This is a genomic window from Paenibacillus sp. EC2-1, assembly GCF_049311625.1.
Lineage (GTDB): Bacteria > Bacillota > Bacilli > Paenibacillales > Paenibacillaceae > Paenibacillus_AQ.
In genome coordinates this window covers 3041120-3062109 of record NZ_CP186006.1, presented here as the reverse complement: position 1 = coordinate 3062109, position 20990 = coordinate 3041120, and the positions used below count along the sequence as shown (strand labels likewise).

The window sequence follows — 20990 nt, the reverse complement described above, 5'->3', positions numbered from 1 at the left end:
GATGGGATGCGTTTATATAGATGGGGGAACAAATCGACTGTTCTTGAAAGGAGGATATATTAGATTTGAGAACAAACATGAAAGTGCTCGTTGCTTTAGGCTTGTTGCTGATAGGTGCTGTTACTTTAGGAGTATTATCATCTTCTGCTAAGGATACCCTAACTTCACAGCCTACCCGAAATATTGAAGTTAATAAACAGTCCGAGGAAAAGGTCCTGGTGCAGGTAGGTTCAAATACAATTACTAATATTCAATTATTAAACTATAAGGAATATAACAGCATTTCTCCTGCGACATTGACGGACTCAGAAATTTTGAAACATATGATTAAAGAAGAGTTGTTCCTGCAACTTGCGGATAAAGAAGGGGTCTCTGCTTCTTTAGAAGAAGGAAGACAAGAAGCAGTTAGAATGAAACAGCTATTAAGTGAGCAGCCTCAAGAAGTTCAGGATACACATAACAAATTGATTGATACCATGGGGGTCACTGAAAAGGAGTATTGGGAGAAAATCGCTCCACCTGAATATCAGAAATTGTTAAGTAAGCAAAATGTAGCTGCTAAAATTCAACAGGACATACAATCTGCTCAAAAAGATAAATCTGATGTTCCTCCATCCCTGAACGAGTTTAAAGAACAGTTATATCAATCGTCTATGACGAATGGTACAGTGCAGATTAAGGATAAAGATGTGATCTTAGAATAATACCTCATGAATATACAAAAGGGTTTGTCCGTAGGTCATTGGACCTTTCAGGACAAACCCTTTTACATGTTGTTATTAATTTTAGTTCTTAACTGCCGCGATAATGAGGAAAATTGGACGGCGGGTCTCATCCCGCATTTCGGGAATTTCGTCTAACATCTTAGCCGAAGGCTTAGGTTCGGAAATTTTCGTGATCGTAAAACCTGTCTCAATTAATGTATTCATATACGTCGCAACCGTCCTATGGTATTTTAGGACATCATTTTCAAGAAAATTAGCTTGTCTTAATCCTTCATCCTGATAGTTATCGACTGGCCAATGCATTCGCTGACCTTCTGAATCATAATGCCAATCTTGTGCAGCAAGAGCTGTAAACACCGGATGCTCTACAGAGAGAACAAAAGTTCCTCCAGGAACAAGACAATGATGGACTTTTTGAATTACATCATCTAATTGCTCCACATAGTGGAGGGCGAGTGAGCTTAATACAACATCAAATTCTCCTTCGGGGAAATCAATATCTTCGATGGCTAACTGACGATACTCAATAGCAGGATCTTCTGTTATTTGTTTGGCACGTGCCAACATATTTTCTGAGAGGTCTATGCCGACAACGCTGCGTGCAAGCTGTTCGCGAGCATAGCGGCAGTGCCAACCGAATCCACATCCTAAATCCAGCACTCTTTTATCTTGCAGATCTGGAAGTATGGAGCGAAGCTCATCCCACTCACCAGCGGCTTTCAGTCCATCAACAGAGCGGGGCATTTGACTATAATTGTTGAAAAAGTTAGGGTCGTCGTAAATATTTTGCTTCATATTCATTAATCCTCCGGACATATGTGTTTTATGGATTATTTATTTTTTATTATACAACAATGATCATTACGAACCTAATGAATTGACACCTTGGTAAGAGTGTTATAACGTGATGTCAGAATAAGTGCAATATTATTATTTTACCACATCGTGAAAGGCAGAAGTGTTAGATAGAAGTCTTGGCTTTCACTAGGAGAGAAGAGGACAGATTATAATGCAAACGAATCAAACGACGAACACCATGTATGACATTACCCCTGTTCCACAAGAAATAATAGGTTACGGGGAAGAGATCAGCTTAACAAGTCATGTTCATATCGTTATTCATAGCAATCTGAAAGAAGCTACATTGCCTAAACTGCAGGAAACACTTACTGTAAACGGTTATACGTTTACCGTGTCAGATGAATATGCTGAAGGCAAAACGAATATCTATCTTTCCACTCAAGAGCAGAAGAATTCAGCTTGGTTGCGTAGTATTCACACCGAATCCCTTTCTGACATCGAGCATAAAGAAGGGTATCAGCTCATTATTAATGGGGAATCAACGGGCAATATCACCATTATTGGTTACGATGCCGATGGAATCCATTATGGTGTCGTGACGTTAGATTCCATTCTGAGTCAGCTAACAGACCGAACAGCCAAAAAGTGTAAGATTACAGACTATCCAGATATCCTTTATCGTGGATATATTGAAGGATTTTATGGTTATCCATGGAGTCATGACGATCGGATGGATCTGATGAAGTTCGGTGGGCAGCAGAAATTAAATACATATATTTATGCGCCTAAGGATGACCCTTATCATAGAAGTCATTGGAGAGACTTTTACCCCGCTGAAAAAGCACAAGAAATAGCTGAACTAGCGGCAGCTGGCCATGCTAACAATCTTAATTTTGTATGGACGATTCACCCTGGTGATTCTATTGATCTTTCATTAGAAGAAGATTTTCAATCTGCTATTAAGAAGTTAGAACAGCTTTACACACTGGGTGTACGCCAATTTGGTGTCTTGTTCGATGATCTTGTAGGTATACCGAATGGATTAGAGCAAGCAGCGTTTATCAATAGAATTGATACTGAATTTATTAAAGCGCATCATGATATTAGACCTCTGATCACCGTAGGTACGAGATACTGCGAAGCGTGGGGTCCATCCATGACTGAATACTTCAAGCCTTTCGTCGAAACACTACATTCAGATGTTGAGATCATGTGGACTGGCGCAGCTACGATGTCTAACATATCTAAAGAACAGTATGATTCTCCGAAGCGTGCTATTGAATCCGATCGTAATTTATCTGTGTGGTGGAACTATCCGGTTAACGATTATTGTGACGCTAAAATATTAATGGGCAAAATTGAAAATTTAAGTTCGGATTTGGATAACGTTAACGGTTTCTTCTCGAATCCGATGAACCAGCCTCAAGCATCGAAACAGGCTTTGGTCTGCATTGCAGATCATAACTGGAATACTGCAGCTTATGATAGTGAGCGCAGCTTCTCAGCATCTTTTAAAGTGCTCGCTCCTGAAGTAGCTGAAGATTTAGAGATTTTTGCATCAAATAGTTGTTATCTTCTAGATGATGGTGGTGTTAGTGGTGATTTCTTGTTTGATGAGTCCTGGTACCTGAAAGAGGATATTCAGGAACTAAGAGCAGGTCTGGAACAAGGACTTGATGTCACCGATGCGGCTAATAAACTATTGGCTCAGTTCAAGCGCATGGAAATCGCGGCTGATCGTATTTTTAATGAATGTAAGAATGCGCATTTAGTTGAAGAATTACGTCCATTCCTTGATGCTTTCAAATTGATGGCACAATCTTCACAGCATGTGATCCAAGCGGTGACTGCATTACAACAAGATGACCTCATAGGTATGGAGCGTCATAATGAAGCTGCGCTTGAATGCTTAAACGCGATGGAACAATGTAAGGTACATCGTCTGAAAGACGGCGTTCCGCAGGACTTCACCGTGGACGTAGGTATACATGTGATCAAGCCGTTTATTTCAGAGATGATCGTACTTATTGCAGTTAAAGCAGGAACGGAACAACCGGCACTTAAACTTCATTATGAGATGAAGAATATTGCTCTGAAGTCTGATGGTGTAACAGCAACAGCATCTAGCAGTGTCAATGACAATGAGAATGGTGATAAAGCGATTGATGGAGTTATTATTAGTGGGAAGTGGTGCTCGAAAGAACATCGTCCACATCTTACAATTGATCTGAAGGAACCGAAGACTGTTAAACAGTATCGAATTGTGAACTGTGGGCATCCGGAAGCTCGAGAGACAAAGGTTTGGAATACACGTCATGCACAGATCCTTGCAAGTAATGATGGCGAACACTTCACCTTGGTGGATGAAGTCATAGATAATCGGGAAGATGTTATTAATCGCATTCCTCTCGATGAAGTAACAGCAAGATATATTCGACTACAGATCATCGAGCCAGCACAGACGAGTATTGACGGAAGTGGCCATACACGAATCTATGGATTTGAATTGTTCGATGAACGTTATCCTGAACAATCTCCAAAGGTAGTAACATCAGATATTCAGATCGATAAATCCAGTCAAATCACCATTAAACATGTGAATAAAGGCGATGTAATTTCTTTATATCGCAGCTTGGATGAAATGACTCCAATGGCTGTATCCGAAAAAGCTGCAGATGACATGGATGTCGTGTTTGAAGGAATTACTTTTGGTCCAGATGTAGATCGGATCTTCGTAGCTAGAACATCTGGGCATTCCTTACCGAGTGTTAGAACTTCAAAAGGAATCATTCTTTAATATTAGAATATTCATTTATTTTTCATACAAGCTGATACCTGTATTTCGCAGGTATCAGCTTGTTTTAATATCCAGGTACTCTGGCTTTAGAATAAATACAATGCATTATAATACCGATTAGTGGTCTTGATTCATGGAGATTATTATAGAGAGAGGTTACGATAACTGTGATGGGCTCTTTCTTTTAATTAGATTGAGGACATATGTCCTATCGTAAGCTGTTGTAAATGCTTTTTAATAATAGTCATAACAAGTAAATGAGGAGTTAAGGCAATGAGAGGAATTATTTTTGCATTATTAGGAGGGGCTTGTATTACATTACAAGGTGTATCTAATGCCCGAATAAGTAAGGATATTGGAACATGGCAGGCTGCAACAATAACACAGTTAACAGGGTTTATCATGGCACTGGTAATCCTCATGTTTGTCCGAGATGGAAGCTGGAAAGGTTTTAAGAAAGTTAAACCACTCTATTTGACAGGCGGAGCCTTGGCTGCGCTTATTATTTTTGGTGAGGTTACCGCTATTCAGAAAATAGGGGTTACATTCACGATCGCCACTTTGCTGATCGCACAGCTATTTCTTACGTTCTTAATCGATATTAATGGTTGGTTCGGAGTTGTGAAGAAGAAGATGAGGATTCCGCAGTTTATTGGCATTGGGATGATGATTGTGGGTGTCATCGTACTCAAATTATGAACCGCTAGGTCAAATTGAAGCGAGAAAGTATACATTTAGAAACTTGCAGGTGAAATTCAAACTTGAAGGGGAATGTGGTACATGAAAGAAGATAGAGATCGATTAGAGTCATATCTTCGAGCATATCAATTAGAACATATTTTTACAGAGGAATGGTTACCGCATGTGTCTCTGTCCTATTTCAACCAAGGGGAGCTAATATGCTCTCAAGGACAGCCAGCAAGTATGTTATATATTCTTGTGAAGGGTAAGGTAAAGATCTATACTACATCAGCGCAAGGGAAAGCACTGATCTTATCTTTTAAGAAACCACTTGAAGTTATCGGAGATATAGAGTATGTCCAAGGTTATGACATGATTAATACCGTAGAGGCTGTGTCATCTGTCGAAACGATCGGTATACATCACCACTTGTTGAACAAATTTGGTAAAGAGCATGCGCCTTTTTTACAATTTCTATTAGAGATCGTTACCAAGAAGTTTTATATTAAATCCAATTTCTTAAGTTTTAATCTTATGCATCCCGTAGAAGTTCGGCTGGCTAGTTATTTGATGTCTATCTCATATGATGATTCTGATGCGTTAATAAAAGGAGAAGTAAGTACTCCAAGTCTTGTGGATGCAGCGAATCTAATTGGAACAAGCTACAGACATTTAAACCGAGTCATTCAGAAGTTCTGTGAGGAGGGGCTGATTGAGCGAAGGAAAGGGTTCATTCAGATCCTAGATCGAGATGGCTTAAGCGAACGGGCAGAGAACAATATTTACGAATAGTTAGTTTTGTGTAGAATGAATAAGAACAGCTAGAGGAGTAAACATCATGATTTTAGGACTTTTGTTAGCACTTGTGGCAGGATCGCTAGTAAGTATACAGAATATTTTTAACAATAGGGTGAATGAACATTCCGGTTCTTGGTCGACAACGGCGCTAGTTCTGGGTCTGGGGTTTGTAGCTTCATTGATGATGAGTTTACTGGTTGAGGGGAAGAATACTTTCAGCATTCTTCATCAGATGCAGCCTTGGTACTGGTTCAGTGGTCTCATTGGTGTTGGCGTTGTAATATGTCTAGTTCAAGGAACCAAAATACTCGGCCCCACATTTGCAATATCGATTGTCATGACATCACAGCTTGGGTTCGCGCTCTTGTGGGACTCGCTTGGGTGGCTTGGCCTTGAAAAAGTCCCGTTTACTATGAATCAATTGTTAGGTGTGCTGATCATCATTGGAGGCATTATCGTATTTAAAAAAGGAGAATCAATATGACAGAAATAATCGATAAAATAGCATGGATACACATCGAGGATGGACGAGTCTTATGCGCTCGTTCCAAAGGAAAGGACACCTATTATTTCCCCGGGGGGAAGAGGGAAGCAGGCGAATCAGATATCGACACGCTAAAGCGGGAGATCGAAGAAGAATTGTCCGTACATATAAAGGAGGATACGATCTCACATTTCGGTAAATTCCAAGCAGAGGCACATGGAAAAGGAATAGGGACAATAGTGAATATGTCATGCTACATTGCGGATTTTGAAGGTGAGTTAAGTCCAGCTTCAGAGATCGAAGAGTTGGCATGGCTAAACTATGAGAAAAGAGATCAAGTATCCAAAGTTTCACAGATTATATTTGATAGACTGTTTGAGTTGGGTAAGCTTATGAAGTGATGTGTTGCTGCTGTGTTATAATGTGGGTTAGAATGATCACATGATCACTGTCAAAAAGGGGAGGTATAACAAAAGTGACTAATTCATCGTCTAAGAGACCGGCTATGGCCTGCCCATCCACCTATAAAACTTTTAGTTTAGCATTGCAAGCACTTGTTGTCCTAGAGAAACATGCAGGAAAGTGCTCAAGTGGCGATATGGCATCTCATTTACACACAGATGCTACATTGTTGAGAAGAATTCTAAAGGCTTTAGCCCATGAACATATTATCGAAGCTCGTGAGGGAAGAGATGGAGGCTACCGCTTATTCAAAAGTGCAGATATGATCTCACTTGCTGATGTATATAGTGCACTCCAAATCCATACAACGATCGCTGAAAGTATGCTGGATGCTGCTAGAGAGAACTGTGTTGGCGGCCAGATGAAAAATGCATTTTCAGATGTCTTGGCCGAAGTAGAAGAGAGCACGCTTCAAGTACTCAAATCCTATACCATTGCGGATATTGTAAAGAAGATGGATTAGTGTATTGACAACGGAATTTCAGATGATCTATACTGTGCGAATGCAAACACAGTATTATCCACCTTTAACTGTGCGGAATTTAACACATTAAATGACTCCTATGGGTGGATTTAACCGGGAGAAGTTCAAGCAGGAGTGCATTATGAGAGCATTATGCTTATCGCGATAGGTAAAGCGGCTAAACCTGCCTTCCCATCTGTGAGAATGCCTCTTTCTGATGTTGCATTTTGGAATGAGATTGAATAAAAATAGTGACTAACAAAAGAAAAGGTGCTATAGTAAACACATGATGTTTGTTAGCTATTTATATTATCGATATAAAACATAATGATAGGGGATTTTAATTAAATGAATATTCTAGTTGTAAAAGCAAATAACCGTCCAGCTTCCGAAGCTGTAACGAGCAAAATGTACGAAACTTTCATGGAAGAATTGAAAGGTCTTAACGTAACCACTTACGATGTATATGAAGAAGATATGCCTTACTTCGGCCAAGATCTGTTCAACGCATTCGGTAAAGTTCAAAGCGGTGCAGAATTGACAGATGTAGAAGGACGTATTTTGGCAGCTAAACAGAAAGCCATGGATGCTCTTACAGCAGCTGATGTTGTTGTATTCGCGTTCCCACTGTGGAACCTGACCATTCCTGCGAAACTTCAAACATTCATTGACTATGTATATCAAGCTGGATTCACATTCAAATATAATGAGCAAGGCCAACTGGTTAGCATGATGAATGATAAGAAAGCCATCTTCCTATCTGCACGTGGTGGAATTTACTCCACTCCTGAAGCAGCTCCACTAGAAATGGGTGTAAACTACATGCGCAATGTTGTAGGTGGCGTATTCGGTATGGAAATCATCAATGAAGTAGTGATCGAAGGTCACAATGCCTTCCCAGAGCGTAAAGATGCAATCATTAATGAGGGCATGGAAAAGGTAAAAGAAGCCGCAGCAGCACTTGCTAAGGAACTGGCTTAATTCAAATTCAAAAGACGACCATCGGAAGATTTCGATTCCGAGGTCGTCTTTTTTTGTTCCTAAATGACATTCACTTTGCTGAATAATCCTTTCGGAACCTTAGCATCCCACGATGCCGGCTGTTGGAGCCCCAGAGCATGAAGCACAACAGCGGCAGTGTCCACAATGAATAGCTCAGGAAGAGAAGTCCCAGCAGCTACTCCCGGTCCTACACATCCCCAGAATACATTCTTATCCATCGGATGATCACTTCCATGACTGTATGCGTGGCTTCCACCGCCACCATGATCCGTTAACAAGATTACTAGACTATGATCTAGGAGCCCTTGATTCTCAATGGATGTAATCACACGACCGAATAATTCATCATTTATTGTAATCGCATTCAAGTATTCAGGTGAGTCAGGTCCATAGCCGTAGGTATGACCAGCGCCATCGGGTTCATCCAATTGCATAAACAGTAACTTCACATCAGCATTGTGTTCTAAATAAGCTTCAATCGCAGCAACAAGTTCTGCATCGGGCTTCGACTCTTTATGTACTCCGAGATTATCCTCTATAATCCCAGAATTAATCGGAGTCCAGCATGAGAATGCAGCAAGTTTCGCTTCAGGTGAAGCCTCCCTGACAAGTCGGAATATCGATGGATAAGGGGAATCAGAAGGATACGCTGTTTTGGCAGCGATTTCATTATTTAACGCATGTTTTTCCGGGACAACTCCATGAAGTACAGACCCCCAGCATTCTGCACTGATCGTTGGTGATTGTGCTTGTGCGTTGTAAGTTACTGCTCCTTTGGCCAAGAACGCGTCTATGAAAGGTGTTGGGGTATTCTGAATGAAATTACCGGCGCCATCCATCCCCAGAATAAAAACGCGTTGAATCTCGCTTACATTGTTCACGATTGAAAACCTCCTTTAATAATATGATTAGCCTCATTCTAGTGATATTTCTGATGATTAAGTCCCTAGCATAATAAGATCAATTGTTGATGTCAATACAAATATTGATTGTTATAAGAAGTCACCATAATGGTATCAGAAAGTCACTAGGATAGTGGTTGCGTCTAAAGCCTACATTATAGAATTGGGTTGTGAAGGCTTACAAGACTTGAAAGAAAGGGGCTGGATTATGAAGAAAATGATGCGATTAAAGAGAAGTCTGAACAAGTATAAATGGTTGTTACTGATGACTTTGCCAGGCATTGTCTATCTATTTATTAACAACTATATCCCGATGTATGGCGTGATCCTTGCATTCAAAAATTATAATTATGTTGATGGAATATGGGGGAGTGCCTGGGCTGGTTTAGATAACTTTAAATTTCTGTTTAACTCACAAGATGCGTACGTCATTACTCGCAATACCTTTTTATACAACTTTGTTTTTATTATTTTGAATCTCGTATTGGCCGTTCTAGTTGCTCTACTGATTAATGAAATCAGGGATAAGGTAATCAGTCGATTCTATCAAAGTACATTTCTGTTACCGCATGTCATCTCCATGGTCGTTGTCGCTTATCTGGTATATAGTTTCCTCAATGTGGATAGCGGGTTAATCAACAGTCTCTTAATTAAATGGTTCGGTAGTGAGGCTATTTCCTGGTATGGAGAACCAAAATATTGGCCCTATATTCTAGTCATCGTTAACGCATGGAAAAATGTCGGTTATCTATCGATCATCTATTTTGCATCTATTATTGGAATTGATAAGGAGTATTATGAAGCTGCAACGATCGATGGAGCTTCGAAGTGGAAGCAGATGACTCGAATAACGATTCCTTTAATTGCTCCGATCATTACTACCATGACGCTTCTGGCTGTAAGTGGAATACTTCGGTCTGACTTTGGATTATTCTATCAAGTTCCGATGAATACAGGAGCACTCATTCCTACTACAAATACGATTGATACGTTTGTCTACCGCGCGATGATCCAATCTGGTGATATCGGCATGTCAACAGCAGCAGGCTTTTATCAATCGGTCGTTTGCTTTGTTCTTATTCTTGTAGCGAATGCAGCAGTTAGACGGATTAATAAACGGGATGCTTTATTTTGAATCGAGGGGGCAAAGAATGGTGAAAAAAACGAATCTGACACAGCATATTGGCCCGTCCTTAATCCATCTATTTTTCTGGGGCTTTACCATTGTATCCTTACTACCTTTCGTTCTCGTGTTTATGGTTTCGATATCGAGTGAAGATTCAATACTCCAAAATGGATATTCTTTATTTCCAAGTGATATCAGTTTTGCAGCCTATCAATTCTTGCTTAATGATTTCTCAGAGATCGCCAAAGCTTACGGTGTAACCATATTGACGACACTCATAGGCACCATTGTAAGTCTCATGATAACAGCATTGTTCGCATACCCGTTATCTCGAGCAGATCTTCCGTTCCGACGCACACTTTCATTCTATATTTTCTTCACGATGTTGTTTGGTGGAGGTATGGTCCCATGGTATATCACTTATGTTAATATGTTTGATCTGAAAAATACGATCTTCGCGATGATTATTCCCAATCTCCTCTTAAGTGCCTTTAACGTGCTTCTAATGAGAAGTTTCTTCTCCTCTACCATTCCGGAAGCCGTTATTGAATCAGCAACGATCGATGGTGCAAGTGAGCTCAAAATTTTCTTCAAAATTGTCATTCCACTTTCGCTGCCCATCATGGCTACGATCGGATTATTTAACACACTAGCTTACTGGAATGATTGGTACAACTGTATGCTATTCATTGACAAACCTGAACTGTATAACATTCAGTATTTGATGACCAAGACACTGACAAATATTCAATACCTCCTCATGAAGTCGAACAGTTCAGCACAAGTGGGTGATCTGCTAGCCAAAATGCCAAGAGAGACGGTTCGAATGGCTCTAGCGATCGTTGGGATTGCACCTTTATTGTTCGCTTACCCATTCTTTCAGAAGTATTACATTAGCGGAATATCAAGCGGAGCAGTGAAGGGTTGATATAACCTTCAAGTTGAGGACGTAAGAGGAGGTGGGCCACTCAACAGATATAAATACAGCCATGAACTTGATGAATCATGAATGAAACTTGAGAAATAGAGAGGGGAATAGCGACATATGAAAAAACCACATCATGTAGTACTTATGATTATGCTGTGTGGAATGCTCGCGTTAGCAGGTTGTGCAAAAGGTGAGTCGGGTAAATCGGCAACGCCACAGACTCCGCCAAGTTCAGCAGGAGGGAATTCAAGTGAGCTAAGTCCTTATAAAATCACTATTGTTTATCCGGCTACAGCTCCAAAAGATTTACAGCTCGTTCAAGATGAGATGAGTAAATATTTAACCGAGAAAATTAACGCAACCATTGAGCTAAAACCCATTGAATGGGCTTCCTGGGATGATAAGACAAACCTGATGAAAATATCGAATGAGCCATTTGATTTAATGTTTACAGCTAGCTGGTTCTCCTATCCGAAGGATGTGGCAAAGGGACAATATTTAGAGCTGGATGATTTAATGGCTACGTACGGTAAAGACATCCCAGAAATACTTGGTGACGATTTTATCAAGGGTTCAAGAATTGGCGGTAAGTTATATGCACTGCCGACGAAGAAGGAGTTCGGACAGGGCTTTGGATTCCTCTTGGATAAGAAATTAGTAGATAAATATAAGTTTGATACGAATGGTGTGAAATCTCTAGAAGATATGGAAGCCATGTTTAAGACGATTAAAGAAAATGAGCCTGATGTTATTCCTGTGGTCTCTAGTAAATTCACGAACATCTGGGAAGCTTCCAATTACGATGGAATTGTTGCCAACTTATCCATTCCAAGGGATAGCACAGAAGTAAAAGCAGTGGATACGTTAGAAGACCCTAAGTTTATCGATTTCTACAAACGTATGTATCAATGGAACCAAAATGGCTGGTTCGATAAAGATATCCTCACATCAGATGCAGACCAAGGGATGAATATGATTAAGGCAGGTAAAGCTTTTGCCGTAGCGCAATCTTTGAAGCCTGGTAAAGACAAAGAAATGAGTCTCAGCTCGGGTGTTGAAGTCATCCAAGTGGAAACAGCAGAGCCTTTTACAACAACAGGAGATGCTCAAGGTGCGATGCTTGGTATTTCTCGGACCTCAAAGGATCCTGCTCGAGCTATGATGCTTCTGAATCTACTGTATAGTGACCCTAAACTATTAAATATGCTAGATTGGGGAATTGAAGGCATTCATTATGTGAAGAAATCGGATACGGTCATTGACTTCCCTGAGGGCATGAATGCTGATACACAAACTTACCCAAATCCGGGCGGATGGATGTTCGGTAATCAATTCAACTCCTATCTATGGGTCAATGAGGATCCGAATAAATGGGAAGAGTTCAAGAAGTTTAATGAGAGAGCTGAGCGCTCGATTGCCCTTGGATTCGCGTTTAATCAAGAGCCTGTAAAATCAGAAATGGCATCTATAGCGAATGTAGAGAAGGAATTCGGAGCTACGTTAAGATCGGGTGCGGTAGACCCCGAGAAAGTGTTAGCCAAGTGGAGAGAAAAACGAAAGGCAGCAGGTTTTGATAAGATTAAAGCAGAAGTAGAGAAACAATTAGCTGAGTGGGCAAAAATGCAGCAATAACAACATAATAATGAATTAGGATACAAACAAAGAAAGTAACAAATAAGGGAATTCTGAGCTGGGACTCTATTTACAGGTCCTATGTAAGGGATTCCCTTTTAACTCTTATGTAATATACTCAAGAGAGCAGTGAAAACAAAGAAACAGAACCTTCTCATAGAGCCGGGGTAGATGATGCATGCAATGAATATCAAACGTACACTTCGTTTCAAGCTGATTATTGGTTTCGTTACGGTCGCTGTACCACTAGTCTTATTGTTGATCTACAATAATTACTATGCTTCAAACACGATAAGGGAGCAGGTGGCAGAATCCAATAAAAATTCAATGATACTCTATTCACACCAGATCGAAGCTGCACTTAATAAGGAGACGAATTTCTTATATAACTTCACCGTGGAAGATCCGGATATTGCTGCCCTTTCGCAGTTGTTAAAAGATCCGGATGAATACTATTTAGCTAAAGCTAGAATCGTAAATACATTGATGCGGTACCATCGGTTTGATAATAGTGTAGATTTTCAATTCATCTATTCATTAAAGAATCAAGATTTATTCAATACCCCAATCAAGACGAAGTCCTATGAAGAGTTGCTATCGATCAAGACATCCATCGAGAAGTTAGTGAAGAGTGTAAAGCCTGACAGCGACATTTTCCGAGAATGGAAAGCAGTCGAATATAGTGCTAATAAATATGCATTAATTCGTTTAGTAGATACAGGGGATAACTTTTATCTGGGTGCTTTCGTCCAGCTTGAAAATTTGATGATCCCTTTAGATTTAATTCATTTAGAACAAGGATTTGCTAGCTTTGTTAGTCAAGAAGGTAAATTAATAACAAGTTCAGCATCCATCGATTCAGATCACTTGGATCCTTCACGATCTTCAGAATCATATCAGGTTGTAAAGAAGGGGGACAAGAATTATATCGTCGTTATGAGTCCCGTTCAAGATACAAATGTGATTCTCAGTGCGGTTGTACCCGAATCTCAAATGCTGAAAAATCTGAATCACTTTCGGAGAAGCATTATCTTGATATCGATTGTGATTTTATTCGTACTCTTCTTATATTTGTTCTATCTGAATGATATCATTCTGAGGCCAATGAACGATCTAGTTCGAGGTATGCGTAGGATTAAGTATGGGGATTGGAATATTCGTCTTCATGAATCGAAATCTAAGGAATTTACAATGATTAATGAAACCTTCAATAGCATGGCTGCACAAATTCATGAGTTGAAGATTAGTGTGTATGAAGAACAGATCAAAGCACATAAGGCAGAACTCAAACATTTACAACTGCAGATCAACCCGCATTTCTTACTAAATTCAATTAATATTATATATAATCTTGCGGAGATTAAGAATTTCTCAGTCATCCAACTGATGTGTATGAATCTGGTTCATTATTTCCGTTTTATGACGAAAACAAATCAGATCGCAGTTACGATTGCAGAAGAAATAGAGCATATGGAGAGTTATATCAAAATCCAACAAGTGAGATTTCCAGAACACGTTACCTACGAGATTCGGATTTCGGAAGGTGCCGAAAAGGCGGCTATACCGCCACTACTCATACAGCCGTTTATAGAGAACGCCATTAAGTATGGATTCGACTTCATGGACCACCCTTTTCACATTACTATAGATGTCCGACTATCTGAAGAGGATCTGCTAGAGATAGAAATTTTTGATAATGGGAATGGATTCGCAGATGATATCTTACCTCAACTGCAAGAAGGTACTTTTATGGAGAACCACAATGGAGAGCATTTAGGCATATCCAATGTGAAGTATCGGCTCAAACATATTTTTGGAGAACGTGCACGGCTAGAATTTGATAATCTACCGAATTCAGGAGCTAGGATCAGGATCGTAATGCCACTCCGAACCGTTGGAGAATTGACTTCATATTCATAACTCATGGAGGTAATCGCATGTTTAAAGTATTAATTGTTGATGATGAAATATACGCTGTGATGGGGATAAAGAGTGGAGTGAATTGGGAAGCTCTGCAGATATCCGAAGTATATGAGGCTTACAACATGCGAGATGCGTTACAGGTGTTTGAACGAACGTCGATTGATATTATGATCTGTGATATCGAAATGCCGAAAGGAACGGGTATTCAGCTACTCGAACATGTCAATGAAATTTCACCCGATACAGAGACGATATTCTTAACAGCTCACTCTGTTTTTAGTTTCATGAAGCGGGCGATCCAGTTGGATGGATTTGATTATTTACTAAAGCCAGTTGAATTCGATGTTTTACAAGATACTATAGCGAAAGCTCTTCAATCCATTCAGCAAGAGCGTGAAGTGAATAGACTGCGTGAACAGTATAAGCCTTATTATGAAATCTGGCTCAGAAAGAAAACGTTAATAACTGATAAATTCTGGAATGATATCTTATCTCGAAGAATTGTGTGTACGCCAGACAACATTGAAAGAATACTTGAAGAGCATGAATTGACTGCACTTCAAGGTGTGATATGCCTTCCAATCTTGGTCAGTGTGGAATCATGGCTACGTGAATTTAGTACGAAGGATGAAGAGATGATCGAGTATGCCATCCGTAAAGGTGCTTCAGAGCTCCTGTTACGTAATAGGAATGGTAATGTCATTCAAACGAAACAAGGTGTAAACGTCGTTGTGCTTTATGAGTATGGGGATGATCTAGTCGAGATCGATGACCTGCAGAGGTGGTGTGTGGAATATATTCAATCATGTAAAAGCTATTTCAGTTGTAATGTTTCATGTTATATAGGAGAACGTTCCTCCCTATACGAAATAGCAGACACGTACCACAAACTTTTACAGCATGAGTATCATAGTCTAAGAAATACAACGGAAAAAGAAGAAAATGAAAGGGTAACGACACTGAATGACAACCTGGCTATTCAGCCCCATCATTCGGTGATTCAACGAGTCCAAGAATATATAAAAGATCATCTAAATGAAACGATTACGAGAGAACAGCTCGCAAGTTATGTACATCTTAACCCTGCTTATCTGTCTCGATTATTTAAACGCGAAGTGGGAGAATCGATCACAGATTATATTCTGCATGTTCGAATGTCTATGGCTGAGGAGCTCATCACGGGATCAGGTATGCCGATATCGGATATTGCTCAAAAGTTAGGATATTTTAATTTTTCACACTTTTCAAAAATGTTCAGGCGAGTATATCATGCATCTCCCCAACAATTCAGACAGCAATCCATAGAGAGACGGGAGAGTTTATAAAAGGTGACTTCTGGTGGCTTCGAGTGTCGATGAAGTCACCATTTTTTGTGCCCTATTTATAAGTCATGTACAAAAGGCACAGGAGATCGAACAAGTGCTGAATAAATTGATATATGAGAACATGAAAAGTGAGGTGATTAACATGCCTACCAAGAAAAGAAAAAAGACTAATAAAAATGCTCACCTTGTCGGCCAACCCGTCATGGTTGTCTTAAAGGATGGAAGTTATTATATTGGAATCATGGATAGAATGGAGAAGGATGCCGTAACCCTTTCGGGTATACGACCTGAAATGAGACTTCCTGAATCCATTGCCGACAGTCAGGATCGAGCTCAAATATCAGGGTTTTTAAGTTCCCTATTTGGTGGACTGGGTGGTTTGTCTGGAGCAGCTGGAGGAGAGGGCGGCGGAGGAGGCCCGGGCCTTTTTGAAATGTTCGGGAAAATGATCCCTCATATTCAAGTCGGAATGAATATGATCAAGACAATCATGCCACTGATTGGAATGTTTAAGATATAACAACGAGTATTGTATCAAAAAGCGCCTGAGGAACGAGCCAGGCGCTTTTTTTTGCATAAATGGTCACAAAAAATAAAAAAGCACACGCAAGTAGTTCCACAATCTGTTATATATAGAGGGTGACTCCGTAATTATGTGAGTAGTAGTTGTAGGCTAAAATCATCTAAATCTGAATATGAGGTGTTATTCATGTGGAAAGAAGCGATTGAATCTGCAATGGAGACAGTAAAGCGTAACGCGACCAATCATCCTGGGTTATTCCCGCATATTTCTAATGAACTGAAATACGACTGGGGCCAAAACAATGACTGGATCGACGGATTCTTCACAGGGCTCTTATGGTTGTCATACGAGTACAGTGGAGATGAATCTTATAAACAACTAGCCACTGAGCAGCTAAAATCATTTAAGCATCGACTAGACAATCATATCGTAATGGATCACCATGATATCGGGTTCCTGTATTCTTTATCTGCTGTTGCTGAGTGGAGAGTTACAGGAAATGTAGAGGCTAGAGAATTAGCACTCTTAGCAGCAGACAAGCTTATGAACAGATATCGTGACGGCTTTGGGGCGATTCAAGCTTGGGGGATGGAAAATGATCCAGAGAACGGTGGAAGAATTATTATCGATTGTCTAATGAATTTGCCACTTCTACACTGGGCTTATCAAGAGACTGGCGATAGCAGATACTATGAAATTGCAGAGAAACATGCTCAGAAAAGCTTGCGTTTTCTAGTTCGAGGTGACGGATCTAGCTATCACACGTTCTATTTTGATCGAATACAAGGAAATGCTCTGAGAGGTGGCACACATCAGGGTTATGAGGACGGTTCTACATGGAGTAGGGGACAGTCATGGGGAGTTTACGGATTTGCGCTCAGCTATCGTTATACGAGGAAGGAGATATATCTAGATACCGCTAAGCGAATGGCACGATATTTCATTGAGCATCTACCTGAAGATTATGTATCGTATTGGGATTTCGATGTTGCTATTGAACCTGATACACCGCGTGATAGTTCTGCTACTGCTATTACAGCCTGTGGAATATTAGATATTCTAGATCTGATGACTCCTGATGATCCAGAACGTGAATACTTGAATGATGCGCTGCATCGAATGATGAGTTCATTAGTGGAGAAGTACTCAACTCGTAATATGCAAGAAGCTGAAGGCTTAATTCAGCACGGGTCCTATCATGTTCGAGGGGGACAGGCTCCCGACAATTATATGATCTGGGGCGATTATTATTATTTGGAAGCACTTGTACGTATGGATAAAGGAATCAAGGGCTACTGGTAATGAATCTGAGGCTGCCTTAGTACAAGTGAGGAGAAATTTGCAGCACATTTGATAAAAAGGAGATGAAGCAAGTGGGTTCATCTGATATATCCATGAATGCAATTACACCTATTCTTCGGATTTTTGACGAGAATAAAGCGAAGGAGTTTTACTTAGAATTCCTCGACTTTACTATAGATTGGGAACATCGATATGAAGACAATATGCCTTTATATATGCAAATATCTTTAGGTGGATGTGTCATACATCTTTCTGAGCACCATGGTGATTGCTGCCCAGGTTCAGCTATTCGAGTTCAGACTCAGAATATCGAGGAGTTACATAAACAATTAAATTCCAAAGGGTACAAGTATATGCGTCCCGGTCTGGAGATGATGTCATGGGGAACGATGGAGCTCTCTGTGGTTGACCCTTTTGGTAACCGCATTCATTTCTATCAAGATAGGATGAGCAGTGAATAAGAAGACCTAATAGATTGACCATAAACAGCCGACACGACTTGAGTGTTGGCTGTTTTTCATGTACTTCATGTTGCTGAATGATCACTTGTGTTTGCCATGGTCATTCCAATGTTCGGGTCGAACTAACGAGTCTGGTATTCGGGTAGTATGGTCCCCTTTAGCCGAATTTAGTTGAGCTTGGGTGAGGAAGAGGCTGCTTGAGAGGTCTGCTCCTCTTAAATCTGCATCTCGAAGATCAGCTCCAATGAAGTCAGCGACTTGAAGATTTGCTCCTCTTAAATTAACTGCAATCAGATAAGCTCCTCTAAGATTGGCACAACGGAGATCAGCACCTTTCAAGTTTTTTCCTATCAGATCTAACCCTCGACCTTCAACTTTAGGCTGCTTACCAATACCTTTATGCTTATGTCTAGCTTCATCACGAACAAGTTCGCTCGTTCTTAGAAGAAGTAAATTGACGTTTGCTTGGTGAGAGGATACATCAAGTTCCAAGAGTTCCTGTGGACTAAGATCAGTAAGATCAAGTGTTTCTTGGAGAGACAACTTAAGATCTTCCAAGATGGGGAATGCAGAGCTTCGTGTAATCGCCTCTGAAAGATACCACAATAATTCGTGGAGTTGCCACATGATTGGAAACACTTCATACATTTGTTTCGCAGAAGAAGGATGATGACGCCAGTCTTGTCCTGCATAGGTAAATTGGGAAACCTTCTGTCCTGCACCTAAGCAATCATATACGGTACATCCTCGATATCCGATTTCTCTAAGTTCTTTATGTACACCGCACCGAAAGTCTGAGCGCAGATTGGTACAAGGCTCTCCCGCAGGTTTATCTATGCTGAAATCTATAGAGGCTGAGAAGGGGAGTGCAACACAGCAAAGACCAAAACAACTTGTACAGTCAGCCGTTAGATTTGCTCGTGTGCCCTCAAATAGTTTGGACAAAGAATCTTGTTTCTCGTTTATCATTTGAATTTGCTCCTTTCTCTGATCTAATTAAATCGGAAAGGTCTATGAAGTACAAGTGTTTTTTCATCGCAACAATCCGAAAAACCTATTTAAAGTGGTTATTTTATGCATTGAATTCATAGCTAAAGGACATATTAATTTTACAACTTAATTGGAGAAGATTAGGTCATTAGTTATGTAATATCCTATTAAAGATGAAAGTGGGTTCATCATGTCTGATTTTAGTCATCGTATAGAGAGTGAACTCAAATCGCTTTTACATGGTAGTGAGGGTATTGTCATAAAAGCACTAAGTGATCGTTTGGTTGTCGCTTACATGACCGGAATGATTGATCAAGCTCAGTTGAATTTGAATGTGTTAGCTCGGTTGGCAGGGAATGATCAATATGAGTCATTAGATCAAATATCTAAAATGATAGCCATTGGTGATTGTAAACCATTTGATAAACTACCCGATGCCATTCAGCAATTGATCAGTGGATTTGCTCTTGTACTATTGGATAGAGTAGATGGTGGCTTGGTTGTTAATATCGCCAATATCCCTTCTCGTTCTCCTTCGAATGCAGATATTGAATCCACCATATATGGACCGGAAATTGCTTTTACAGAATCTATGGAGAGTAATATCGCTTTACTTCGTGCGTACATTACGAGTGAAAAATTTATTCAAGAGGAAGTGCAGCTTGCCTCTGAAACGCATACGACCGCTAGTTTATTATATTTAGATGATAAGCATGAGAAAAATCCATTTGTTGAACTGATTCGTAAGCGTGTAGGGAACCGCAGGATAAAGGGGCTTATCGGAAGCCCTTTATTTCTGAAGCTGCTGGCAGATAACAAGTACTCATTGTTTCCTGAGATGAGTTTGTCTGAACGTCCTGACCGTACGGCACAAGCTATATTGGAAGGAAAAGTTGTCGTTATGGTTGAAGGGAATTCCCAGGTTATTATAGGGCCCAATTCTTTTGTGGACTTTTTTCAATCGGTAGAAGATCGTTATTCCACTTGGGGAATAGGGATGTTTAATCGATTCTTAAGGGCAATAGCGCTTGTCATTTCGATATTTTTGACGCCTATTTATGTGGCTGCGTTAACTTATCATTATGAAATGATCCCAATGCCTTTACTGGAGCCACTTATTACATCAAGGTTCCGTGTTCCATTCCCACCATTAATGGAGGCCTTGATCATGGAGGTCTCAATTGAATTGCTAAGAGAAGCTGGAGCTAGGCTTCCAACGAAAGTTGGACAAACGATGGGGATTGTAGGAGGTATTGTAATCGGACAAGCTGCTGTACAAGCCGGATTCACCAGTAACATATTAATTATGCTTGTGGCACTTGCGGCACTCGGCTCGTTTACAACACCTAATTATATGATGAGTTCGACCATACGTTTTGTCCGTTTTCCTATGCTTCTTGCAGCAGGACTTTTGGGATTTCCGGGAATTGCCTTCTTCACAGGGTTTATACTTATTCACTTGTTACGTATGACAAGTTATGGAAAACCGTATATGTACCCTTTATATCCACCAGATCGTAAAGGGCTTCTTAACACCATGCTTGTGACTGAGCATTCAGAGACAGAATTTACAACGGATCTGACGAGTGTCAATAGCATCAATCTCAAATCACGTTTGTCGAAATGGTTCCAAGACAGTGAAGAAGAATAACAGGAGGTTAAGCT

20 protein-coding genes are annotated in these 20990 nt (G+C 40.2%); 17 read left to right on the top strand and 3 right to left on the bottom strand.

What is annotated here, in order from left to right:
- Nucleotides 1-65 precede the first annotated feature (65 nt).
- Nucleotides 66-704: a hypothetical protein gene (locus ACK8P5_RS14345; protein WP_422656959.1), complete on the top strand. Its 639-nt coding sequence runs from the start codon at nt 66-68 to the stop codon at nt 702-704.
- A gap of 81 nt (nt 705-785) precedes the next feature.
- Here ACK8P5_RS14345 and ACK8P5_RS14340 read toward each other — a convergent pair whose 3' ends face one another.
- Complete coding sequence (locus ACK8P5_RS14340; RefSeq protein ID WP_422656958.1) at nt 786-1520, bottom strand: class I SAM-dependent methyltransferase; 735 nt, start codon at nt 1518-1520, stop codon at nt 786-788.
- Nucleotides 1521-1734: 214 nt separating this feature from the next.
- On the opposite strand from ACK8P5_RS14340, the gene ACK8P5_RS14335 reads away from it, so the two are divergent.
- From ACK8P5_RS14335 to ACK8P5_RS14305, 7 genes are all read left to right on the top strand, one after another.
- Nucleotides 1735-4323 carry a beta-N-acetylglucosaminidase domain-containing protein gene (locus ACK8P5_RS14335; RefSeq protein ID WP_422656957.1) on the top strand — a complete coding sequence of 863 codons (2589 nt, stop codon included), beginning with the start codon at nt 1735-1737 and terminating at the stop codon, nt 4321-4323.
- A 273-nt stretch (nt 4324-4596) separates the two neighbouring features.
- Nucleotides 4597-5022, top strand: coding sequence for a DMT family transporter (locus ACK8P5_RS14330; RefSeq protein WP_422656956.1), 426 nt, complete (start codon nt 4597-4599; stop codon nt 5020-5022).
- Between the two features lie 81 nt (nt 5023-5103).
- Nucleotides 5104-5796: a Crp/Fnr family transcriptional regulator gene (locus tag ACK8P5_RS14325; RefSeq protein WP_422656955.1), complete on the top strand. Its 693-nt coding sequence runs from the start codon at nt 5104-5106 to the stop codon at nt 5794-5796.
- 46 nt (nt 5797-5842) lie between these two features.
- On the top strand, nt 5843-6286 hold the full coding sequence (locus tag ACK8P5_RS14320) for a DMT family transporter (protein ID WP_422656954.1): 444 nt from the start codon (nt 5843-5845) through the stop codon (nt 6284-6286).
- On the top strand, nt 6283-6687 hold the full coding sequence (locus ACK8P5_RS14315) for an NUDIX hydrolase (RefSeq protein ID WP_422656953.1): 405 nt from the start codon (nt 6283-6285) through the stop codon (nt 6685-6687). Before ACK8P5_RS14320 ends, ACK8P5_RS14315 begins: the two co-directional genes overlap by 4 nt.
- Before the next feature lie 74 nt (nt 6688-6761).
- Complete coding sequence (locus ACK8P5_RS14310) at nt 6762-7211, top strand: RrF2 family transcriptional regulator (protein WP_422656952.1); 450 nt, start codon at nt 6762-6764, stop codon at nt 7209-7211.
- Nucleotides 7212-7559: 348 nt separating this feature from the next.
- Nucleotides 7560-8192: an FMN-dependent NADH-azoreductase gene (locus ACK8P5_RS14305; RefSeq protein ID WP_422656951.1), complete on the top strand. Its 633-nt coding sequence runs from the start codon at nt 7560-7562 to the stop codon at nt 8190-8192.
- 59 nt (nt 8193-8251) lie between these two features.
- On the opposite strand, the gene ACK8P5_RS14300 is transcribed toward ACK8P5_RS14305, so the two are convergent.
- Nucleotides 8252-9094 carry an alkaline phosphatase family protein gene (locus ACK8P5_RS14300; RefSeq protein ID WP_422656950.1) on the bottom strand — a complete coding sequence of 281 codons (843 nt, stop codon included), beginning with the start codon at nt 9092-9094 and terminating at the stop codon, nt 8252-8254.
- A gap of 229 nt (nt 9095-9323) precedes the next feature.
- Here ACK8P5_RS14300 and ACK8P5_RS14295 point away from each other — a divergent pair, with 229 nt between their 5' ends.
- The 8 genes from ACK8P5_RS14295 to ACK8P5_RS14260 all read left to right on the top strand — a co-directional run bounded on the left by ACK8P5_RS14295 (nt 9324) and on the right by ACK8P5_RS14260 (nt 18335).
- Nucleotides 9324-10250 carry an ABC transporter permease gene (locus ACK8P5_RS14295; protein ID WP_422656949.1) on the top strand — a complete coding sequence of 309 codons (927 nt, stop codon included), beginning with the start codon at nt 9324-9326 and terminating at the stop codon, nt 10248-10250.
- Nucleotides 10251-10269: 19 nt separating this feature from the next.
- On the top strand, nt 10270-11169 hold the full coding sequence (locus tag ACK8P5_RS14290; RefSeq protein ID WP_422656948.1) for a carbohydrate ABC transporter permease: 900 nt from the start codon (nt 10270-10272) through the stop codon (nt 11167-11169).
- A 117-nt stretch (nt 11170-11286) separates the two neighbouring features.
- Nucleotides 11287-12801: an ABC transporter substrate-binding protein gene (locus ACK8P5_RS14285; RefSeq protein WP_422656947.1), complete on the top strand. Its 1515-nt coding sequence runs from the start codon at nt 11287-11289 to the stop codon at nt 12799-12801.
- Nucleotides 12802-12984: 183 nt separating this feature from the next.
- Nucleotides 12985-14721 carry a sensor histidine kinase gene (locus ACK8P5_RS14280; protein ID WP_422656946.1) on the top strand — a complete coding sequence of 579 codons (1737 nt, stop codon included), beginning with the start codon at nt 12985-12987 and terminating at the stop codon, nt 14719-14721.
- A 17-nt stretch (nt 14722-14738) separates the two neighbouring features.
- Nucleotides 14739-16049: a helix-turn-helix domain-containing protein gene (locus tag ACK8P5_RS14275; RefSeq protein ID WP_422656945.1), complete on the top strand. Its 1311-nt coding sequence runs from the start codon at nt 14739-14741 to the stop codon at nt 16047-16049.
- Between the two features lie 13 nt (nt 16050-16062).
- Nucleotides 16063-16569, top strand: a complete 507-nt coding sequence (locus ACK8P5_RS14270) for a hypothetical protein (RefSeq protein ID WP_422656944.1) — start codon at nt 16063-16065, stop codon at nt 16567-16569.
- A 189-nt stretch (nt 16570-16758) separates the two neighbouring features.
- The gene (locus ACK8P5_RS14265; RefSeq protein WP_422656943.1) at nt 16759-17874 is read left to right on the top strand and encodes a glycoside hydrolase family 88 protein; all 1116 of its coding nucleotides are present in this window, start codon (nt 16759-16761) and stop codon (nt 17872-17874) included.
- Between the two features lie 62 nt (nt 17875-17936).
- A complete protein-coding gene (locus tag ACK8P5_RS14260; RefSeq protein WP_422656942.1) occupies nt 17937-18335 on the top strand; it encodes a glyoxalase superfamily protein in 399 nt (132 codons plus the stop codon).
- 81 nt (nt 18336-18416) lie between these two features.
- Here the strand turns inward: ACK8P5_RS14260 and ACK8P5_RS14255 are convergent, their stop codons facing one another.
- Nucleotides 18417-19304: a pentapeptide repeat-containing protein gene (locus ACK8P5_RS14255; RefSeq protein WP_422656941.1), complete on the bottom strand. Its 888-nt coding sequence runs from the start codon at nt 19302-19304 to the stop codon at nt 18417-18419.
- 211 nt (nt 19305-19515) lie between these two features.
- Between ACK8P5_RS14255 and ACK8P5_RS14250 the strand changes: the two genes are divergently transcribed.
- Nucleotides 19516-20976 (top strand): spore germination protein, encoded by a 1461-nt coding sequence (locus ACK8P5_RS14250; RefSeq protein WP_422656940.1) that lies wholly within the window; start codon nt 19516-19518, stop codon nt 20974-20976.
- The last annotated feature ends 14 nt before the right edge of the window (nt 20977-20990 follow it).

Excerpts from the sequence above, each read along its gene's own strand:
- ACK8P5_RS14340 (WP_422656958.1), bottom strand. The coding sequence starts at position 1,520 with ATGAAGCAAAATATTTACGACGACCCTAACTTTTTCAACAATTATAGT.
- ACK8P5_RS14335 (WP_422656957.1), top strand. The coding sequence starts at position 1,735 with ATGCAAACGAATCAAACGACGAACACCATGTATGACATTACCCCTGTT.
- ACK8P5_RS14330 (WP_422656956.1), top strand. The coding sequence starts at position 4,597 with ATGAGAGGAATTATTTTTGCATTATTAGGAGGGGCTTGTATTACATTA.
- ACK8P5_RS14325 (WP_422656955.1), top strand. The coding sequence starts at position 5,104 with ATGAAAGAAGATAGAGATCGATTAGAGTCATATCTTCGAGCATATCAA.
- ACK8P5_RS14320 (WP_422656954.1), top strand. The coding sequence starts at position 5,843 with ATGATTTTAGGACTTTTGTTAGCACTTGTGGCAGGATCGCTAGTAAGT.
- ACK8P5_RS14315 (WP_422656953.1), top strand. The coding sequence starts at position 6,283 with ATGACAGAAATAATCGATAAAATAGCATGGATACACATCGAGGATGGA.
- ACK8P5_RS14305 (WP_422656951.1), top strand. The coding sequence starts at position 7,560 with ATGAATATTCTAGTTGTAAAAGCAAATAACCGTCCAGCTTCCGAAGCT.
- ACK8P5_RS14295 (WP_422656949.1), top strand. The coding sequence starts at position 9,324 with ATGAAGAAAATGATGCGATTAAAGAGAAGTCTGAACAAGTATAAATGG.
- ACK8P5_RS14285 (WP_422656947.1), top strand. The coding sequence starts at position 11,287 with ATGAAAAAACCACATCATGTAGTACTTATGATTATGCTGTGTGGAATG.
- ACK8P5_RS14280 (WP_422656946.1), top strand. The coding sequence starts at position 12,985 with ATGAATATCAAACGTACACTTCGTTTCAAGCTGATTATTGGTTTCGTT.
- ACK8P5_RS14275 (WP_422656945.1), top strand. The coding sequence starts at position 14,739 with ATGTTTAAAGTATTAATTGTTGATGATGAAATATACGCTGTGATGGGG.
- ACK8P5_RS14265 (WP_422656943.1), top strand. The coding sequence starts at position 16,759 with ATGTGGAAAGAAGCGATTGAATCTGCAATGGAGACAGTAAAGCGTAAC.
- ACK8P5_RS14260 (WP_422656942.1), top strand. The coding sequence starts at position 17,937 with ATGAAGCAAGTGGGTTCATCTGATATATCCATGAATGCAATTACACCT.
- ACK8P5_RS14255 (WP_422656941.1), bottom strand. The coding sequence starts at position 19,304 with ATGATAAACGAGAAACAAGATTCTTTGTCCAAACTATTTGAGGGCACA.
- ACK8P5_RS14250 (WP_422656940.1), top strand. The coding sequence starts at position 19,516 with ATGTCTGATTTTAGTCATCGTATAGAGAGTGAACTCAAATCGCTTTTA.